Below are 18,021 nucleotides of genomic sequence, written 5' to 3' on the forward strand. Positions count from 1 at the left end.
CTTTCGGAGCGGCTTTCTGTAGTCGTCTCTCACTCCAATAAGAAACGTAACTTTTAGCCTTCACCCGCTTCATCGGTTTCGAAGCCGCGGATGCGGAGCAGCGGTTCGATGGTTGGATCAGACCCGCGGAACAAACGGTATAGCTCGTCTGCTGGGCGGAGGCCACCGGATTCATACACCCACTTTTTCAAGGTGGCGGCGAGTTCGGGGTCCCAGATGTCGCCTTTTTCTTTGAAGGCGGTGAAACCGTCCGCATCCAAAATCTCTGACCAGAGATAGGCGTAATAGCCAGAGCTATAGCCAACTGGGCTTGAAAAAATGTGCGCGAAATATTGGCTGCGATAGCGCGGCTCGATTTCCTCGATCAGGCCATAGCCGTCGAGCACTTCTTTTTCGAATGCGCGCGCATCGGTGATTGCCAGCGCCTCTTCGTGGCTGAGCCGGTGCCAGGCCAAGTCGAGCAAGGACGCGGCGATAAACTCGGTCGTGGCGAAACCTTGATTATGGTTCGCCGCTTCGCGCATTTTCTCGATCAGCTCGATCGGGATCGCTTCGCCCGTCTCATAGTGTAGCGCATATTCAGCCAGCATTTCTTCTTCGCCGGCCCAATGTTCAAGGATCTGAGCAGGGAATTCGGTATAATCCCGCGGCCCGTCAACGCCTGAGAATTCGGCATATTTAACCTGGGTCAGCAGACCATGCAGACCGTGTCCGAACTCATGGAAGAAAGTCTCAACTTCTGAGAAATTCATCAGGGTCGGACCATCCCCGGCCGGGGTGATCAGGTTGAGATTATTGTTGATGATCGGGCGCACTTCTGGCGCATCATCATAATTGGTGGACGGGCGATAAGTGCTCATCCAGGCGCCGCCGCGTTTGCTGTCACGGGCATACATGTCCATCAGGAACAGGCCGAGATGCTCGCCAGTGGCTTTGTCTTTAACGTCATAGGCGGTGACGACCGGGTTCCAGCCCTCAACATCAACCTCTTCCAGCGTGATATCAAACAAGCGCTCAGCCATAGTCCAGGCACCTTGGCGCACGGCGCTGAGCTCAAAATATGGCTTCAAGACATTGCTATCAAAGGCATATTTATCCTGGCGGACTTTCTCGCTGTAGTGCCACCAATCATGGCCAGCGAAGGTAAACTCGTCGCCAATCAAGGCCTGCATCTCGTCACGCTCGGCTTTGGCTTGGGCCAGGCCCGGCTCCCAGACGCGGACGAGGAAGTCTTCCACAGTCTGCGGGGTGCGCGCCATATTATATTCGAGGATGTAAGCCGCGTGATTGTCATAACCGAGCAGTTCAGCTTTTTCAGCGCGCAGCTGGGCAACTTTGATGAGGAGCGGCCCATTGTCGGTTTCGCCTTCAGTGGCACGCAGGCGATAGCCGTCAAACATTTGCTTACGCAGATCGCGATTTTCAGACTGCGCCATAAAAGTCTCATAGACAGAGCGATCGACGGTCAGGACCCATTTGTCGCCGTCTTTCAACGCGTCTTTGAAACTGTCAGACAGGCCCGCCAGTTCGGCTTCATCCGTGACTTCGAGTTTAAACGCTTTGGTTGAGGCAAGGAGGTTTTGACCAAATTGCGTGGTCAGCGATGAGATCTCTTCATTGATCGCCGCAACTTTTTCTTTGACCTCTGGGCTCTGCGTGGCGCCGGCGCGCTCAAAGCCGCGATAAGTCAGCTCGATCAGACGCCGATCTTGCTCGTCCAGGTCCATCGTATCAGCGGCGTCTCTCACCGCTTTCACACGCTCAAACAGATCCGCATTGAAACTGATTGAGTCGCCAACCGCAGTGACTTTCGGCCAGATTTGCGTAGCCAAGCCTTGCAGCGTTTCATTGGTGTCGGTGGATGTGATGTTTGAAAACGCGAGCGAAACTTTGGTCAGCGTGCTGCCAGCTTTGTCCAAAGCGACGATTGTGTTTTCAAATGTGGGCGCGTCCGGATTGCTGGCAATCGCCTCTACCTCAGCTTCGAGTTCGGCAATCCCGGCTTCAATAGCGGGCAAGTAGTGCTCATCCTTGATCTGCGAGAAAGGCGGAGCGCCATAGGGCGTGTCCCAGTCTTGCAGAAGCGGGTTATCCGCAAGCGCTGCTGTGTCGACCGACGCGGTTTCAACCTCTGTCGTATCCGGCGCCTCGACACTCGCGGCCTCCGGTCCGGTTGCTGTTTCCGTGCCAGGGGTGCGAACAATATCGCATCCTGCGAGCAAAAGCGTGAAAGCAGCAGCACTGCCGAGGAGGTAGTTTTTTGCGGTCATTTGGGCACCTTTGAGAAAATCGTTGGATATCTAACCATTTTCTAGCCGAGCCGCCTAGAGCAAAGCTGTCACACTTGTAATTGGCTCAGCCGCGCGACCGTCGCTTCATACTGATCCATGGTCTCGTTGAGGATGTCCGCGACAGGGCGCACGGCCTTAATCCGGCCCGCTACTTGGCCGGTTAGCGCGATACCAGCTTCCAAATCGCCACCGAAATAGACATTCTGTGTGCCCGCAAACTCGCCGAAAATATTCTCGACGCCGTCTTGCTCAATCCGCGTGGTGCGCTCGGTCCGAAGCGCGCGCAGCGCTGGGCCAGGGCCGTCACGGTTGAGGAAGACCGTATCGGTGGCGTCGGCATCAACAATCGCTTGTTTCCAATTCTCATGCACCGGGCTTTCGGCGCTGGAGAGGATGCGCGTCCCCATCAGCACGCCCTCGGCGCCAAGCGAAAACGCCGCCGCCATGGTTGAACCATCCATAATACCGCCTGCGGCGACCACAGGCACATCCACCGCTTCACAGACTTGCGGGATCAAGACCATTGAGGCGACATCTTTGGGGTTCTTAAACCCGCCGCCTTCGCCGCCCTCAACGATCAGCCCATCCACGCCCGCATCAATCGCACCGAGCGCCGCTTTCAGGCTTGGGACGACGTGAAACACAGTCAAACCAGCCTCTTTCAGAAGGCCTGTATATTTCTTGGGATTGCCTGCCGATGTCGTGACAAATTTGATGCCTTGGTCGATCACGAACTGAACAATGTCAGGATCGCGAACAAAGGCCTGGGCAACATTTACCCCGAACGGCTTGTCGGTGAGGTCGCGCATCTTCAAGATTTCATCGCGCACCGCATCCAACTCGCCAGAGCTAGTCTCGATAATTCCCATGCCGCCAGCATTGGAAAAGGCTGATGAGAGTTGCGACCGGGCGATCCACCCCATTGCGGCTTGAATAATCGGTTTCTCGATCTCGAGCATCTCAGTGATACGGGTTTTGAGCGCCATGCTGGGTCCTCTAACGTCTATGTGTTTTGGCGAGATAGAGCGCCTCCCGCTGCGGAAGCGCAAGCGTTTCTAACGGGTTTGGAAAAGCTTGAACCGCTCTGTCACAAAGATGATTGCCAGCGAGCTCACGCCGAGCGTGACAAAACCCAGCATGAAAGGCGCAACCGTGCCGTTGAACTGCCCGGCCACGAGATAGCCAATCAGGCTGGCAACGGTCGTCGAGGCAAAGCCATACGCAGCGCTCGCAGTGCCAGCAATCTTGCCCTGCGGCTCCATGGCCAAAGCCGTGAAATTCGCCCCAAGCATGCCAAAACAGCCAAAGGTCAAACAAAACAGCGGATAGAACAGCCAAAGCTTCTCACCGACTGTGTAAAGCGTGATCACATTGGTCGTTGCCAAAACAATGAACAGGACGAGCACTGTATGGCTGATCCGGCGCATGCCAAACTTTTCGACGATCCGTGAGTTCAGGAAATTTGCACCCGCCAGCGAAGCCGCAACCCCGGCAAACCAGAGCGCAAAGGTTTCGTGCTGTCCAAACACATCTGTGAAGACTTGCTCTGAGGCTGCAATGAAAGCGTATAGCGCGCCGAAAATCACCCCGCTCGCGCACATATAGCCAAGCGTAATTCGCGTGGTCAAAACCTGCCAATAGGCGCTGCCGGTCTGGTGCAGATTGAGGGGCTGCCGATCGGCTGGCAGCAGGGTTTCTGGCAACCGAATTTGGATCCAGATCAAGTTTAAAACAGCTGCGATGCTCAATAAGGCAAAGGTCCATTGCCACGGCGCTACAAGCATTACCCCCGCGCCAATGGTCGGCGCCAAGATCGGGACCACCATGAACACGGTCATCACCAAAGACATGATCCGCGCCATGGCGCGTCCCGCCAGCAAGTCACGCACGATCGAGACCGCAATCACTCGAACACCGCTCGCAAATATTCCTTGAACAAAGCGCGCGACGAGCAGCGTCGCGAATGAGCTGGTCATGATGCAGGCGATTCCTGCAATCGCATAACCAATCAGGCAGATGCTGAGCAATCCTTTGCGGCCATAGCGATCCGAGATCGGACCGAAAACGAGCTGCGGTGCGCCAAACCCGGCAATATAAGCAAAAATCACCAATTGCTGATCATTGTCGCGCTGCAGGTTGTAGAAGTCGGTAATATTGCTGAGCGCCGGCAACATGATGTCGATCGCGAGGGCGTTCAGCGACATCAGCGCGGCCACCATGATGACCAGCTCCCATCGCGGCAGCGGTAGGGCCGGGGTCGGCGCCTCCTTCGCAGCAGCTGGATCGAGTTGGGTCACCGAGTTCACTCACACTTAAACAAGGCGCGGGTTGTGAACCTGCCTCGTTGCAATCGCAAGCGTTTTCTCGGTTAATTTTAGTCGCAGGGCTCGGTTTTATAGAGAATGATTTCCGGCGTTGCAGAAACCGCGCACACAGGAAGGTCTGACAAAGCCGCTTGATCCGGCTGTTTGAACATCAGCAAATAGTCCCACCGCCGCGGCCAATCATTCGCGAAGTCTTTGGACCAATAGCCATTCTCTGATGGGACGGCCGGACGCTCGGCGAGCAGGGCGAGATTCTGCGCCAAGACCGCGTCCGATTGCGGCATGTGCAAGTCCACCATGGCCGGCGTGACATCGACAAAAGATGTGTTGGTGAACAGGTTCGGAATATAAGCCGCCCGCTCAATCACTGCGAATGAAAGCGCATGCGAATTGAATGCGGTTCGAGATGAGGGATCTGCATAGACACCTAGAAGTTTTGAGCCCTCGGGGAGCGTTGCAAGTTGGTCTTGTAACCCCTTTGCTTTGCTGTGGGTTTTAGACATTTGCAGGCCCGCATTCACAAATAGAAGCGTTGCGAGCGCAGCGAACCCTGCAGACAAAGCGGGTTTCAACCGCGACGGAAATTCAGCACGCATTGAGATTGATGCAGCCGCGACGATCAGCAAAGGCGCGGTGAATCGCAAATGCAGACCCCAAATTCCAAAAATCGAAGCTGGCATGACGATGACGAGCGCCAGAAATGCGCCGCATAGCCAGCTCGTCCGATCGGAAAAACTGACCCACCGATTGCGAATGGCCAGACCGAAAAACCCTGCGGTTGCGAGCAGAGCGAGGAGCGCGAGCGGGCGATTTCCGAACTCCGTCGCCGCGAATAAAAGGCGCAAATTATCTTTGAAACTATCGGCTGGCGCGACGGTCTTCGGCAGATCGACGGCGCTCTGCATCGACAAAGCCAAAAATACCAAGCCGCCGAGCATTGCCGGGAGATCGAGACACAGCGATTGCCTCGCGAATTTCCAGACGGGTGCTTGGCCTTTCTGAAAGAATCCAATCACTTCCCAGCAAAATGCCAAGAAGCCAAACAACAAAAATGCCAGGGCATGGTTGGCGACGAGAAATAGGCCGATTGGGGCAAATATGATGGTCCGCTTCACACTCGGCTCCATCCGCACCCATAGCGCAAATGCCAATAAAGCAAGGCCGCTCGAGATTGTATAATTGACGAAACCCCAAGCCATATTGGCATTGAAGACGGTCAGAAAGCCGAGCAGCGAGAGCCAGGTGACGCGGCCATGAAGACTGCGCGCGAGAACCAATCCAGCCAGCGGCGGCAACGCCAATGCGAGCCAAACTGTGACGCCACCCGCGGCATAGATCCCGATCACCTGCGACAGCCACGGCACGATCATGTCCATGGTCAAGTCAGGAATGAACCCAAACGAGACCGCATAGAATTGCTGCAATGCGGGCTCAGATGCGAGATGGCCTTCGATATAGGTCCGGGCCAAGTGGTTGATGTAGTCAACACCGATCCCAAGCGGCCATAGCGCCACCATCGCTGCAAGGGTTGCAGCGATGCCTAATGCAATATGTTCAGGTTTTATGGCGCTCAGGCTCATTTTCGCGGTTTGGCAATCAGGATCACAAATGGGAATCTTGTGGTCACCCGTACGACCTCTGCATAGGGCTCAACAAATTCCGCAAATGTCTGCTTGTTCCAGTGATTGATATGCTCGGGATGATTGCCGAGCCGGATCAGATCGCGGCCGCGGACCAGATTCATCATTTGGAACCAGGGCTCATTCGGAACCGTCAGGAGCAAATACTCATCGGCCAGAGACACCAATCGTTCGAGCGTTTTTTCTGGCTCAAACAAGTGTTCCAAAACTTCCAGCGCCATAACGGTATGATAGCGCTTGGCATCGAATTTTGGATCAAACAGATTGGCTTCTTCAAAGCTTGTATTCGGCCAGCGGCGGCGCGCCTCATCCAAAGCGTCGGTGCGCAAGTCTAGGCCTTGATAGCCGGGCAGCGACACGTCGCGGGCCGCCAACATATCCAGGATGTAGCCCTCCCCACAGCCGAAATCTAAAACATTGGTCGGCGCGATCTCGGTAAGTTCTTTAGCAACCTCGTCATAGAAGCGCCCGAGACTTAGCCTGTGGATCGGGTTTGGGTTGTTGTATTTGCTGACATGGCGCTCGGTTGTGTCGGCGCGGATGGTTGTGGCTGCCATTGATTGTGCACCTCTCGTAGACGCGCCGAGGCGCGATTTAGCTCAGCTAGAAGCCGGTCTGTATTGGTTGTCTCTGACTCGAAATTGCGCAGGGCGCGGATCGTAAATCGCCGTTTCGGCTGGGCGCTTTGCCGCTGCACGAACTCGCCGAGCAGACCAATTGTGATGAACTGGAAACCGGTCATTACCATCAGCATGCCAAAGAACAAAAGCGGCCGATTGCCAATCGGGCCAGCGCCGAGCAGCCAAAGCACGGAGAGATAAAACAAAGCCGCGCCACCAATCGCGCCAAACGCCATGCCAGCGCCGCCAAACACGTGCAGCGGGCGGGTCGCGTAGCGGGTGTTCAGCATCACGCCCAGGAAATCCAGCGCGCCTTTGAACAGGCGGCCAAACCCGTATTTCGATACCCCAAATTGCCGGGCGCGGTGATTGACCGGGATCTCGCCAACTTTATAGCCGTCCCAGTGTAGCAGGACGGGGATAAACCGGTGCAGTTCGCCATACAGCGACAATTCTTCAACCGCTTCCCGGCGATAGGCTTTGAAGCCGCAATTGAAATCGTTGAGCTTGACCCCGCTCAAGCGGCTGACGACGCCATTGAACAGTTTTGATGGCAGGGTCTTATCGATCGGGTCATGGCGGACATGTTTCCAGCCTGACACAACATCATAGCCTTCCGCCAACTTGGCGAGGAAGTTCGGAATCTCTGCCGGATCATCCTGCAGGTCAGCATCCATGGTGAAAACGATATCGCCTTTGGCGAGTTGGAAGCCCGCATCAAGGGCTGCGGCTTTGCCGAAATTGCGGCGGAACTCGACGACCCGGATTTCAGTATGGGCCTCAGCTAGGGCCGCCAACGCGGCTGCGGTACCATCGCGCGATCCGTCATCTACGAAGATCAACTCATAAGCGCATCCAAGCTCGGCCATGGCCGTTGCCACTTGCTCGGCGAGCAGGGCCACGCTCTCGTCTTCATTGAAGGTCGGGACGATGATTGACACGCAATCAGGGATCGCTGTCTCTGGCAACTTATCCATACTGTCCTCAAAAACTCTACACGACCGATATACGTTCCGGCCTGCGGGCAAATTTGCATAAACAGATTGAGGAATGGTTAGTTTTGGTGCAGAGGGCGGCGACTTCATGCCTGCAACCGTGGCTTAGATCGCTATGAATGACCGCAAAACAGATCCAGCGTCTCAGCCGCTCAAAACCTTTGGGCGGCGCGGCGGGCGACCGTTATCGGGCCGCCAGAAAATCTTGATGGATGAGGTACTGCCGCGCTTGCAGGTGCCGATCGAGCCCGGCAGCCAACTCGACCCGAAACAACTCTTCCCAGACGCGGAGGAAATCTGGCTCGAAATCGGCTTTGGCGGCGGCGAGCATGTCAGCGGCCAAGCGCGCCGAAATCCCAAAGCCGGGATCCTGGCCAGCGAGGTCTTCTTCGAAGGCATCGCCAAACTGCTCGGACAGGTCGAAGATGCGGCGCTCCAGAATGTCAGAATCTGGCCGGAAGATGGGCGCGAATTGGTGGACGGCCTGCAGAAGAACTGCGTGGATCGCGCCTTTATCTTATTCCCAGACCCTTGGCCTAAAGCGCGCCATCAAAAGCGGCGGATTATTCAACCGGATTTTCTAAATGCCCTCGCGCGCGTGATGAAGCCGGGCGGCCGCGTTCGCTTCGCAACAGATGTGCGATCCTATGCGGATGAAGCGCTTGAACGGTTTCTGGCCCACCCGGCTTTTGACTGGACCGCTACCTGCGCCGATGATTGGCGAAACGCGCCTGCCGATCATGTTCAAACGCGCTATCAAGAGAAAAAACTCGGCGATATCGCGCCTGTTTATTACGACTTTTCAATCAAAAAATCGGCTGATTGACCTCCACAAAGTCGCGTCTCATACTGCTCTTATACTGGGAGTATGGAATGCGGGTTTTGTCTTTGTTTTTTCTGAGTTCAGCGCTTTTGGGCCTGGGTGCGGCGAGCCATGCGCAAGAGCTTGATGTGACGGAAATTGTATCCGCCCATGACGCGTTCACTCAAGCGGCAGATAAACAAACCCGGACGGCTTTGGCCGAGGCGCTCGACCGCTATCAAGGCGACCCGACCGTGGAATCGGTGAATGCTCATTTGGCGCTTGTCTTGAGCGATACGGCCGCCGCCAAATATGGCGATATGCGTGATAGCGCGCTGGCCGCCAGCAATCATTTGGAGCCCGTCGCGGATATTCTGCCGCGGCAATATGCTGAAACGAAGTATGTAGCCGCTGTAGCGCTGTTCAATCACCGGCAGAAAAGCGAAGCGATGTCAGAAATGGCACATGTGGAAGGCTTTTGCCGCCAGCAAATCGGCAACGCTGAAGAATCACCAGAATGGGCCGACGATTTGAAATGGAAAGCCGATGCCTGGGGTATGGCTATGGACGCCTATTTCGAAGCGGAACGCGAAAAACACCCGTCCGACAACGAGCTCGATGCCATTCTCAAAAGCTATAATATTGATGAAGACGCCCTCAGCGCAAAGGCAATGCTTAGCGAAGATGAGGCGGGCCTACCGCATTGCTCGGGGCGGATGATCCAGCGTCCAAAAATGCGCTATCCTTCTGGAAAGGCGCTTCGCGGGAAGTTTGGGGCCGTCATCTTAGGTCTGGAATTCGATGATGAAGGACAGGTCATCAACCCAAAAGTGCTAGCATCGGTGCCGATTGAGGAATTCGATGAAAAATCTTTGCGCGTGGTTGGGCAATGGCGGTTCAAGCCAGATGATCCGGATCAAGTTGGCATCTCGTGTCGCTTGGAACGCACAGACGTCGTGCAACCCTTGGTTTTTCAGATCCGCTAAACCGGTTTTGCTTGACCGAGGCTCTGTAATGTGAGCTTAGGTCCGCCATCGAATACGGCCGGTCTGAATTGAGAAGACCCCGCCAGACCGGCGGATAATTAAAGTCCCTACCTCTCCGTAATCGACACAGCGACCGACTGCACAGTGCAGAACCGGCGCGGACTAACGGAAAGGGGCCAATATGCCCACCGGAAAAGTAAAGTGGTTTAACGCCACAAAAGGTTTTGGATTCATCGTGCCTGACGAAGGCGGAAAAGATGTGTTTGTACACATTTCCGCGGTTGAGCGCTCAGGCCTGCAAGGTCTGCAGGATGACCAGCCGGTAGAATATGAGCTCTACAATGACGAACGTCGCGGAAAAACCTCTGCGGTCGATCTGAAACTGTTGTAGACAAATTCGGACTTTGCGCCTATCTAGGCGGCAAGTCGAAACATATCGGCGGCGGTTCCGGGAACGGGGCCGCCGCTTTTATTTGTCTGAAAGAATACCAGAATTGATCACCCTTAGCCCTCAAGAAGACCGCATCTTGGCCATGGCCGACCCGCTTGCCAGCGAGCTCGGGCTTGAAGTCGTGCGCATTCGGGTGATGGGCGGTAAGCGGCCTTTGCTTCAGATAATGATCGAAAAAGCGGGCGGCGCGCCAACTGATGTTGAAGACTGCGCCACCTTCTCGCGCAATCTGTCGCCGATTTTGGAAGCGGAAGATCCGATCAGCGAAGCCTATCGCTTGGAAGTCTCAACCCCAGGGATTGATCGGCCCCTGACCCGGGTTGGCGATTTTGGCCGCTGGGTCGGACATCTGGCAAAGCTGGAACTGACCATGCCGCTCGACGGCCGGCGCCGTTTTCAAGGCGTGATCCAGCGCGAAGACGAGAATGGCGTCGCGATGCTGCTCGACGATGACAGCGAATTGGTTGCCCACTTGCACGAGATGGCGAAAGCTAGCCTCATCTTGACTGATGAGCTGATTGATGCCGCCACAACCGACGGCACCCTGCCGCCGCAACCCGGTGATGAAGATTTTGAAAGCCTCGAAACAGACGAGGCCGAATCTGATACAATTGAAGATAACCAAGAGACTGGAGCCTGAGCCCCATGAGTAATGTAGGCGTTTCCGCAAACCGGCTTGAAATCATGCAGATCGCGAAAGCGGTCGCAGAAGAAAAAGCGATTGATCGGGCCATCGTGATCGAAGCGATGCAAGAAGCGATCGAGAAGGCCGCGAAGTCTCGCTACGGCCAGGAACACGATATCCGTGCGCTGATCGACCATGAGACCGGCGAGCAAAGCTTGTGGCGCATTCAAACCGTGGTCGATCCGGAAGAGATTGAGGATCCAGCCCAGCAAATTTCGCTAGCCGAAGCGAAGAAGATTGATGCCAGTCTCGAGCTTGGCGACGAGATTAAAGAAGAGCTTCCGCCCTTCGATTTCGGCCGTGTGGCTGCACAGACTGCGAAACAAGTGATCATGCAGAAAGTGCGTGACGCGGAGCGTCAGCGCCAGTTCGACGAATATAAAGACCGCGAAGGCGAGATCATCAACGGCATCGTCAAGCGTGTCGAATATGGCCATGTTATTGTCGATCTCGGCCGCGCCGAAGGCATTATTCGCCGCAATGACGGCATTCCGCGCGAGAATTTCCAGCCGAATGACCGGGTTCGCGCTTATCTCTACAAAGTGAGCCGCGAAATCAAAGGCCCGCAAATCTTCCTGTCACGCGCGCACCCTGACTTCATGGTCAAACTGTTCGCTGCTGAAGTGCCGGAAGTTTATGAAGGTGTGATCGAGATTCGCTCATGTGCTCGTGACGCAGGTTCGCGTGCTAAGATTGGCGTGATTTCAAACGACAGCTCAATTGACCCTGTCGGCGCTTGTGTCGGGATGCGGGGCGCCCGGGTGCAAGCCGTGGTTGGCGAGCTGTCTGGCGAGAAGATCGATATCATTCCTTGGAATTATGACGATGCGACTTTCATCGTGAACGCGCTACAACCAGCAGAAGTTTCGAAAGTGGTCCTCGACGAAGATGAGCACCGCGTCGAAGTGGTCGTCGCTGACGAGCAATTCCCGCTGGCCATTGGTCGCCGCGGTCAGAACGTCCGTCTCGCGTCACAGCTGACCGGTTGGCAAATCGACTTGGTCACTGAAAGCGACGATTCTGAGCGTTACCAAATCGATTTCCAGCGTCGCACCGAATTGTTCATGACCGCTCTCGATGCGGATGAGACCCTGGCGCAATTGCTGGCCTCAGAGGGGTTTGAGGCCGTTGAAGACATCGCCTATATCGGCGCCGAAGACTTCATGCAGATTGAAGGCTTTGACGAAGAAGTTGCTCAAGAGATCCAAGAGCGTGCCCGCGAGTATCTCGAGAAACTCGCTGCCGAGCAGAATGCGAAACGGCTTGAGCTTGGCGTCGAAGACGCTGTGATGGAACTCGATGGCATGTCCCCAGGATTTGCCGTGAAGCTCGGCGAGAATGACGTCAAAACCGTTGAGGACGTGGCTGGCCTGGTGCCAGATGACCTCACCGGCTGGCGCGAGAATAATAAAGAAGGCAAGCCCGTCTGGCAGGATGGCATCCTGAAAAAAGGCGAAATGCGCAAAGACGATGCGCAGCTCTTCATTATGAAAGCGCGCGTCATTGCTGGCTGGATTGAGCCTGAAGCACTTGAACAGCTGGAGGCCGAAATGGCTGCTGAAGCCGCGGGCGCAGAGCAAACTGACCTCACCGAAGAAGAGCGCGCATTGCTGGCGCTTGGAGAGCTCGGCAAATCCGTTAGCGAAGACAGTGAGACCACCGCGGAAGAGAGCATTGATATCAGCGACGAGGACATTCTGGCGGAACTTGAAGGCTTAGATCTCGACGAAGATCTACTCATGGAGGGCGGCGACGATGCCGCAGACCCTCAATGATAGCGACCAGCGCCTAGAGGCGCGACAGGACAAGCGCGCTGGCGGCTCGGTTCGCCAGTGTGCGGTCACGCGCGAGCGCTTAGCGCCCGACGCGCTGATTCGCTTTGTTCGCGGCCCAGACGGGACCGTCGTTCCAGACGTTTTCGGAAAACTACCTGGGCGTGGCGCTTGGGTCACAGCCAACCGCGCGGTGATTAAAGATGGCCTCGATACAGGGGTCTTCTCACGGGCCTTTAAAGCGCAAAGCCAACCGATGGACGGCCTCGCTGAAGAGATTGAACGCCAACTCTTACAACGCTGCATGGGCCTGCTGGGCATGGCGAAGAAGAGTGGTGTGGCGGTGCTTGGGTTTGACCAAGTGCGCACCTATATCCGCAAACAGGAACCGGGCTGGCTGATTGAAGCCAGTGATGGTGCAGAAGATGGCCGTAACAAGGTTCATTTTCTTGCCAAGGCGATATATGAAGACGTGAAAGTCGCGGGCGCACTGTCGTCTGCTGAATTGGGCATAGCCTTTGGGCGGGAGCATGTGATACATGCGCTGCTTGAGCAAGGTTCCCTCTCGGATGCTTTTTCAATCGCCTATCAGCGACTGATTGGATTCAGAGACGCGCCTGAGACAGGCTGGTTCTCCGGCAGACAGGAAATTTTGTAGACAGGGGCGGTTGGCAAGCGCTTCGAAGGAAAGGTTAAACACCAGGGTACGCATGAGCGATACGAAAGACAAAGGTACGACAACTGGGCGCAAGCCCCTCACTGTTTCACGTGGCGGTGGATCCGGCACGGTCAAGCAGACGTTTAGCCATGGCCGGTCTAAACAAGTGGTTGTCGAAACCAAAAAGCGTCGCACAGTTGGCGCACAATCCAAGCCGGGGGCGGCTGGAAAACCGACCGGGAAAAAGCCGGGTGCGGGCGGCAAAGAACCGTCCAAGCTAGAAGCGGCTGCCGCAAAACTCGGCATTACGGTCGAAGAGCTTGTCCAACGCCAAAAAGTGCTGATGCAGCGCAAGAAGGCGGAAGAATCTCGCAAAGCTGAACAGCAGAAACAGCAAGCGCAAACCAAGGCCCTGCAAGAAAAGCAGGAAGCCAATAAGCAAAAAGAAAAAGAGCGCGAAGAAGCCGAAGCCCGCCGCAAAACCGAAGAGGTAGAGCGTAAGAAGGCTGAAGCAGAAGCGAAGAAAAAAGCGGCTGAGGAAGCGAAATCTAGCCGCCCTGAGCGCGGCGGCAAAGGCCAAGGCCGCGGCGGTGCTGCGCCAAGCCAAGCTGATCTTGAAGCGGCGGCCAGCTCTGGCGGCGGACGCCGAAAAGGCGGACGCGATCGCGATGACCGTGATCGGCGTGACCAAGGCGGTGGCCGTGGTGGCCGCGGCGGCGGTGATGCCAAACGGCGGCGCGGCAAACTCACGATTGCCTCAGCGCTCGGCGATGATGGTGACCGTCAGCGTTCACTCGCATCAGTAAAACGGGCCCGTGAGCGCGAACGCGAACGCCGGGCCGGTGGCGAGCAATCAGAAAAAGTGTCTGTCGAAGTCACTTTGCCAGAAACGATCACGCTGCAAGACCTATCCGGTCGGATGAAAGAGCGCGTCGGCGACGTCGTGAAATTCATGATGCAGCAAGGCGAGATGCTCCGCTCAACCGACATAATCGACGCTGATACTGCGGAACTGATCGCTGAAGAATTTGGCCACACCGTGAAACGTGTGTCTGAAGCCGACGTCGAAATCGGTCTTGAAGGCGTGGATGATGATCCAAAAGATCTCGAAGGTCGTCCGCCAATCGTCACGATTATGGGCCATGTTGACCATGGTAAGACCTCGCTCCTGGATTCCCTGCGCTCAACCGACGTTGTCGCAGGCGAAGCTGGCGGGATTACCCAGCATATCGGCGCCTATCAGGTGCAATTGAAGTCTGGCGACAAAATCAGCTTCCTCGATACACCTGGCCACGCGGCCTTCTCGGCGATGCGGGCGCGCGGCGCAAATGTCACCGATATCGTGATCTTGGTGGTTGCTGCGAATGACTCTGTCATGCCGCAGACGATTGAAGCGATCCACCATGCGAAAGCGGCGGAAGTGCCCATCATTGTCGCGGTCAACAAAGTTGATCTACCAGAAGCCGATGCCAGCCGTGTGCTGACGGACTTGCTCCAGCATGACATTCAAGTTGAAGCCATGGGCGGTGAAGTTCAGGCGATTGAAGTCTCGGCGCTGAAGAAAACGGGCCTCGATGCCCTGACCGAAGCCATCACGCTGCAAGCCGAACTGCTAGAACTGAAAGCGAATCCAAAACGGGATGCCGATGGTATTGTCGTGGAATCGCAACTCGATAAAGGCCGCGGCCCGGTCGCAACGGTCTTGGTCAAACGCGGTACGCTGAAGCGCGGCGATATTGTCGTCGCCGGTGCGCAATGGGGCAAGGTTCGCGCCTTGGTCAATGAGCGCGGCCAGCAGATGAAAGAAGCTGTGCCGGCGATGCCTGCAGAGATCCTTGGTCTCGATGGTACGCCAGAGCCGGGCGACGCTTTCAATGTCGTTGATAGTGAAGCGCGGGCACGGGAAATTACCGAGTATCGCCAGCGTATGAAGCGCCAGAAGCAAGGTGTTGCGACCCAGCGCGCTTCGCTCGAGCAATTCATGACCAGCCTCAAAGATGGCTCCGTCGATACCAAAGACCTGCCAATCGTCCTCAAAGGCGATGTTCAGGGCTCGGTCGAAGCGATCACCCAATCGCTTGAGAAATTGTCGACTGAAGAAGTTCGCGCAAATGTCGTTTACGGTGCCGCAGGCGGTATCTCCGAAAGCGACATCCTGCTGGCGCAATCTTCAGGCGCGCCGGTCTTTGCGTTTAACGTTCGTGCCAATAAACAAGCACGCGACTTGGCCGAGAAAGAAGGCGTCGAAATTCGCTATTATTCGATCATTTATGAATTGATCGATGATGTGAAAGCCTCGCTTTCCGGCATGCTGGAGCCAGAGAAGAAAGAAACCTTCATCGGCTATGCTGACATACTGGAAGTCTTCAACATTACCAAAGTCGGTAAAGTGGCAGGCTGTAAGGTTACTGAAGGCGTCGTGAAACGCGGCTGCGGCGTGCGTCTACTGCGCGATGATGTCGTCATACATGAAGGCATGCTGAAAACGCTGAAACGCTTCAAAGACGAAGTGCCGGAAGTAACCAATGGTATGGAATGCGGCATGGCGTTCGAGAAATACGAGGATATTCGCGAAGGCGATAAGATCGAGTGTTTCGAAGTTGAGATGATCGCTCGAACCCTCGACTAAGCCAGCCACTATCTGATCTTAGAAAGACCGCGCGATTTCGTGCGGTCTTTTTATTTTTATCTATTCCCTTTTCGAATTGCCAAACTGTTTGCCGTAGACCGAACCGATGGAGACCGGCCTAACCATCTCAGGCGCGCTGACGAAACGCGACGCCAAACGTCTGACGAATGCCATTCGCAGCGGCACAATCGGGCCGACCACGCTGTATTATGCTGGCGTGACCGCGCCGATTATCGGCGCTGGGATGGCGCTCTTATCCCGTGCTGCCCTGAATAAGATCGATATGAGCCCGTATTGGGTGACGATGAGTTCCGCCATGTGCGCGGCGATGGCGGGGATTGTTTGGTATCTGATTTTCATGCGCTGGGCCTATCGTCATAGCCATGGCCGGGCCGGCGAAATGCAGCAAGAAACCAAGATTGAGTTGAAGGATGACGCGCTCATCGTTCGGCGCGGCTTGGTTGAAACCCATATCGATTGGGATGCGATTGACGAGATTAAGAGCACCCGCAGCTATACGCTGGTCTGTTTCGATGGGGTTGAACCTTTAATGCTGCCGCATGACTGGTTTGGCGAAAAAACTGCGTGCGAGATCTTTATGCGGCGCCTTGGGCAGGGCATGAAGAGCGCATGAGCCGAAGCCGAAAACAAAATCATGGGGAGCGTCCGCCCTCGCAGCGTCAATTGCGCGCCGCCGAACTTGTGCGTCACGCCCTGGTCGAAATTATTGCTCGCGAAGAGTTTCGCGACCCCGTGCTGCAAGGGGTGGCGATTACGATTGGCGAGGTGCGATCGTCTCCAGACTTGCGGCACGCCAATGTCTTCTGCTCCGCGCTGGGTAAATCCGGCAAAGCCGAAATGGAAGAGATTGCCGAGGCTTTAGGCCGGGCTGCTGGTTTTCTGCGCGGCCGGCTCGGACGCGAGATTGATATGAAGTTCACCCCGCAACTGCATTTCATCGCCGACCTCTCTTATGACGAAGCCGCCGACATGGACGCGGTCTTCCGCCGCGCTGAAGTGGCAAGGGATCTTGATCCGGAAGTGGAATAGCGCCTGGCGGGCGCACGGACTAGGCGACCTAGTTCATGTTCGTATATGAGCGGGTCACGAATTCTTCTTTCCACATATTTTCCCAACCGAGACCCGTCATGCTGGGCCCGACCATCGCTTCGTGCCCACGCAGGCCGTTATAGAATCCGTTCCATTCCATGATTTTGGTCTGATTGTCCGCATCAACCACAACATCCCAACCGATACATCTGGACAGATTCAACCGACCATGGAGATCAAGAACTGCACGCTTCGCGGCCTCGAATTCAGGATAGATCAGACCTTCGAAACGCTCTCCTGTATCGGGGTGTACAGTACGCGTTAGGAAGTGGGAATCGTAAGCCACTGCTCCAGATTCGCCGGTGTGCAGATCGAGCGGGACAGCCAAATGTTCGGCGCTTTTGACATAATCTGACCCCGCGCGCCCAAATCGCAGCGCGCATCCTCGAAGCTCAACCACACCCTCATCGGTCTTGACTGTGGTCATGCGCAAGGCAGAGACGCTGCCCGGCGCAAACTTATCCAGACTAGGGTGTTGGTCGATAAAGGATTGGAAAACACCATTTCCCATCGCTTTGATTTCGGAAAGATCGAAGTCTTCGGGGGTGCAGACGCGAATGCCGCGGCCTTGGATGGAGCTATCGGCTTTGTAGATGATCCGATCGGTACCTTGAAAGAGATGGTCTTTGAGCTCGAGGTCAGCAACGAATTTGCCATCTGGCGTTGAAAATAGGCCATTTAGCTGAACCAAAATATCGGGCAGCATTTCTGTGTTCAGCAGCGCGTTGGAGACTGATTTCAAATAGGAGGTCTTACCGGGCGTGCCGTTCCAGCGCGGGATGACATGGTCGAAATAATAGTCGTCCGGAATCCATCCATCCTGGAATCCCTCGCGCACGACGGAGAACACGCGTAACCAATGCTCGTACTTGGCGTCGCCCAATGTCTCAGTGGCATAGTCTCGACATTTGCGCTGATCTACCGGGCTCAATTTCTGACCATTCTCGGCCAGAATCGAGAGAGTGCGGGCCGCAAGATTCTTGTTCCCCAAATGTCGTCGGCGGTTTTCTATGTATGACGCCGCCTGAGTCCCGGTACGCCGCAATATTTGATTCAAC

The 18,021-nt window shown here is 55.6% G+C and carries 16 protein-coding genes; 9 read left to right on the forward strand and 7 right to left on the reverse strand.

Going from position 1 to position 18,021, the window contains the following annotated elements; translation table 11 throughout:
- Window positions 1–53: 53 nt before the first annotated feature.
- The 6 genes from MY069_RS09155 to MY069_RS09180 all read right to left on the reverse strand — a co-directional run bounded on the left by MY069_RS09155 (window position 54) and on the right by MY069_RS09180 (window position 7,852).
- The gene (locus tag MY069_RS09155) at window positions 54–2,270 is read right to left on the reverse strand and encodes a M3 family metallopeptidase (RefSeq protein WP_482793475.1); all 2,217 of its coding nucleotides are present in this window, start codon (window positions 2,268–2,270) and stop codon (window positions 54–56) included.
- Window positions 2,271–2,338: 68 nt separating this feature from the next.
- A complete protein-coding gene (locus tag MY069_RS09160) occupies window positions 2,339–3,277 on the reverse strand; it encodes an NAD(P)H-dependent flavin oxidoreductase (protein WP_482793476.1) in 939 nt (312 codons plus the stop codon).
- A gap of 69 nt (window positions 3,278–3,346) precedes the next feature.
- Entirely contained in the window at window positions 3,347–4,588 is a 1,242-nt protein-coding gene (locus tag MY069_RS09165) for a multidrug effflux MFS transporter (protein ID WP_482793477.1), read from the reverse strand.
- 77 nt (window positions 4,589–4,665) lie between these two features.
- A complete protein-coding gene (locus tag MY069_RS09170; protein ID WP_482793478.1) occupies window positions 4,666–6,195 on the reverse strand; it encodes a hypothetical protein in 1,530 nt (509 codons plus the stop codon).
- Complete coding sequence (locus MY069_RS09175; protein WP_482793479.1) at window positions 6,192–6,812, reverse strand: class I SAM-dependent methyltransferase; 621 nt, start codon at window positions 6,810–6,812, stop codon at window positions 6,192–6,194. Before MY069_RS09175 ends, MY069_RS09170 begins: the two co-directional genes overlap by 4 nt.
- Entirely contained in the window at window positions 6,731–7,852 is a 1,122-nt protein-coding gene (locus MY069_RS09180) for a glycosyltransferase family 2 protein (protein ID WP_482793480.1), read from the reverse strand. Before MY069_RS09180 ends, MY069_RS09175 begins: the two co-directional genes overlap by 82 nt.
- A 133-nt stretch (window positions 7,853–7,985) precedes the next feature.
- Here MY069_RS09180 and trmB point away from each other — a divergent pair, with 133 nt between their 5' ends.
- The 9 genes from trmB (at window position 7,986) to rbfA (ending at window position 16,903) form a co-directional block, all read left to right on the forward strand.
- The gene (gene trmB / locus MY069_RS09185; RefSeq protein ID WP_482793481.1) at window positions 7,986–8,696 is read left to right on the forward strand and encodes a tRNA (guanosine(46)-N7)-methyltransferase TrmB; all 711 of its coding nucleotides are present in this window, start codon (window positions 7,986–7,988) and stop codon (window positions 8,694–8,696) included.
- Between the two features lie 47 nt (window positions 8,697–8,743).
- Window positions 8,744–9,658: a TonB family protein gene (locus MY069_RS09190; protein WP_482793482.1), complete on the forward strand. Its 915-nt coding sequence runs from the start codon at window positions 8,744–8,746 to the stop codon at window positions 9,656–9,658.
- A gap of 181 nt (window positions 9,659–9,839) precedes the next feature.
- Window positions 9,840–10,049: a cold-shock protein gene (locus MY069_RS09195; protein WP_482793483.1), complete on the forward strand. Its 210-nt coding sequence runs from the start codon at window positions 9,840–9,842 to the stop codon at window positions 10,047–10,049.
- 103 nt (window positions 10,050–10,152) lie between these two features.
- Entirely contained in the window at window positions 10,153–10,749 is a 597-nt protein-coding gene (locus tag MY069_RS09200; protein ID WP_482793484.1) for a ribosome maturation factor RimP, read from the forward strand.
- Window positions 10,750–10,754: 5 nt separating this feature from the next.
- Window positions 10,755–12,569: a transcription termination factor NusA gene (gene nusA / locus MY069_RS09205; protein WP_482793485.1), complete on the forward strand. Its 1,815-nt coding sequence runs from the start codon at window positions 10,755–10,757 to the stop codon at window positions 12,567–12,569.
- Window positions 12,550–13,224 (forward strand): RNA-binding protein, encoded by a 675-nt coding sequence (locus MY069_RS09210; RefSeq protein ID WP_482793486.1) that lies wholly within the window; start codon window positions 12,550–12,552, stop codon window positions 13,222–13,224. The genes nusA and MY069_RS09210 overlap by 20 nt, the downstream gene beginning before the upstream one ends.
- Window positions 13,225–13,276: 52 nt before the next feature.
- The gene (gene infB / locus MY069_RS09215; RefSeq protein ID WP_482793487.1) at window positions 13,277–15,853 is read left to right on the forward strand and encodes a translation initiation factor IF-2; all 2,577 of its coding nucleotides are present in this window, start codon (window positions 13,277–13,279) and stop codon (window positions 15,851–15,853) included.
- A gap of 106 nt (window positions 15,854–15,959) precedes the next feature.
- A complete protein-coding gene (locus tag MY069_RS09220; RefSeq protein WP_482793488.1) occupies window positions 15,960–16,487 on the forward strand; it encodes a YcxB family protein in 528 nt (175 codons plus the stop codon).
- Window positions 16,484–16,903, forward strand: a complete 420-nt coding sequence (gene rbfA / locus MY069_RS09225) for a 30S ribosome-binding factor RbfA (RefSeq protein ID WP_482793489.1) — start codon at window positions 16,484–16,486, stop codon at window positions 16,901–16,903. Before MY069_RS09220 ends, rbfA begins: the two co-directional genes overlap by 4 nt.
- 28 nt (window positions 16,904–16,931) lie before the next feature.
- Here the strand turns inward: rbfA and MY069_RS09230 are convergent, their stop codons facing one another.
- Window positions 16,932–17,894, reverse strand: coding sequence for a sugar-transfer associated ATP-grasp domain-containing protein (locus MY069_RS09230; protein WP_482793490.1), 963 nt, complete (start codon window positions 17,892–17,894; stop codon window positions 16,932–16,934).
- Between the last annotated feature and the right edge of the window lie 127 nt (window positions 17,895–18,021).

The sequence above is a fragment of the Hyphomonas sp. ske169 genome (assembly GCF_056850855.1).

Coding starts and splice junctions, on each gene's coding strand:
- MY069_RS09190 (WP_482793482.1), top strand. CDS start 8,744: ATGCGGGTTTTGTCTTTGTTTTTTCTGAGTTCAGCGCTTTTGGGCCTG.
- infB (WP_482793487.1), top strand. CDS start 13,277: ATGAGCGATACGAAAGACAAAGGTACGACAACTGGGCGCAAGCCCCTC.
- MY069_RS09170 (WP_482793478.1), bottom strand. CDS start 6,195: ATGAGCCTGAGCGCCATAAAACCTGAACATATTGCATTAGGCATCGCT.
- MY069_RS09180 (WP_482793480.1), bottom strand. CDS start 7,852: ATGGATAAGTTGCCAGAGACAGCGATCCCTGATTGCGTGTCAATCATC.
- MY069_RS09155 (WP_482793475.1), bottom strand. CDS start 2,270: ATGACCGCAAAAAACTACCTCCTCGGCAGTGCTGCTGCTTTCACGCTT.
- MY069_RS09160 (WP_482793476.1), bottom strand. CDS start 3,277: ATGGCGCTCAAAACCCGTATCACTGAGATGCTCGAGATCGAGAAACCG.
- MY069_RS09195 (WP_482793483.1), top strand. CDS start 9,840: ATGCCCACCGGAAAAGTAAAGTGGTTTAACGCCACAAAAGGTTTTGGA.
- rbfA (WP_482793489.1), top strand. CDS start 16,484: ATGAGCCGAAGCCGAAAACAAAATCATGGGGAGCGTCCGCCCTCGCAG.
- nusA (WP_482793485.1), top strand. CDS start 10,755: ATGAGTAATGTAGGCGTTTCCGCAAACCGGCTTGAAATCATGCAGATC.
- MY069_RS09210 (WP_482793486.1), top strand. CDS start 12,550: ATGCCGCAGACCCTCAATGATAGCGACCAGCGCCTAGAGGCGCGACAG.
- trmB (WP_482793481.1), top strand. CDS start 7,986: ATGAATGACCGCAAAACAGATCCAGCGTCTCAGCCGCTCAAAACCTTT.
- MY069_RS09220 (WP_482793488.1), top strand. CDS start 15,960: ATGGAGACCGGCCTAACCATCTCAGGCGCGCTGACGAAACGCGACGCC.
- MY069_RS09175 (WP_482793479.1), bottom strand. CDS start 6,812: ATGGCAGCCACAACCATCCGCGCCGACACAACCGAGCGCCATGTCAGC.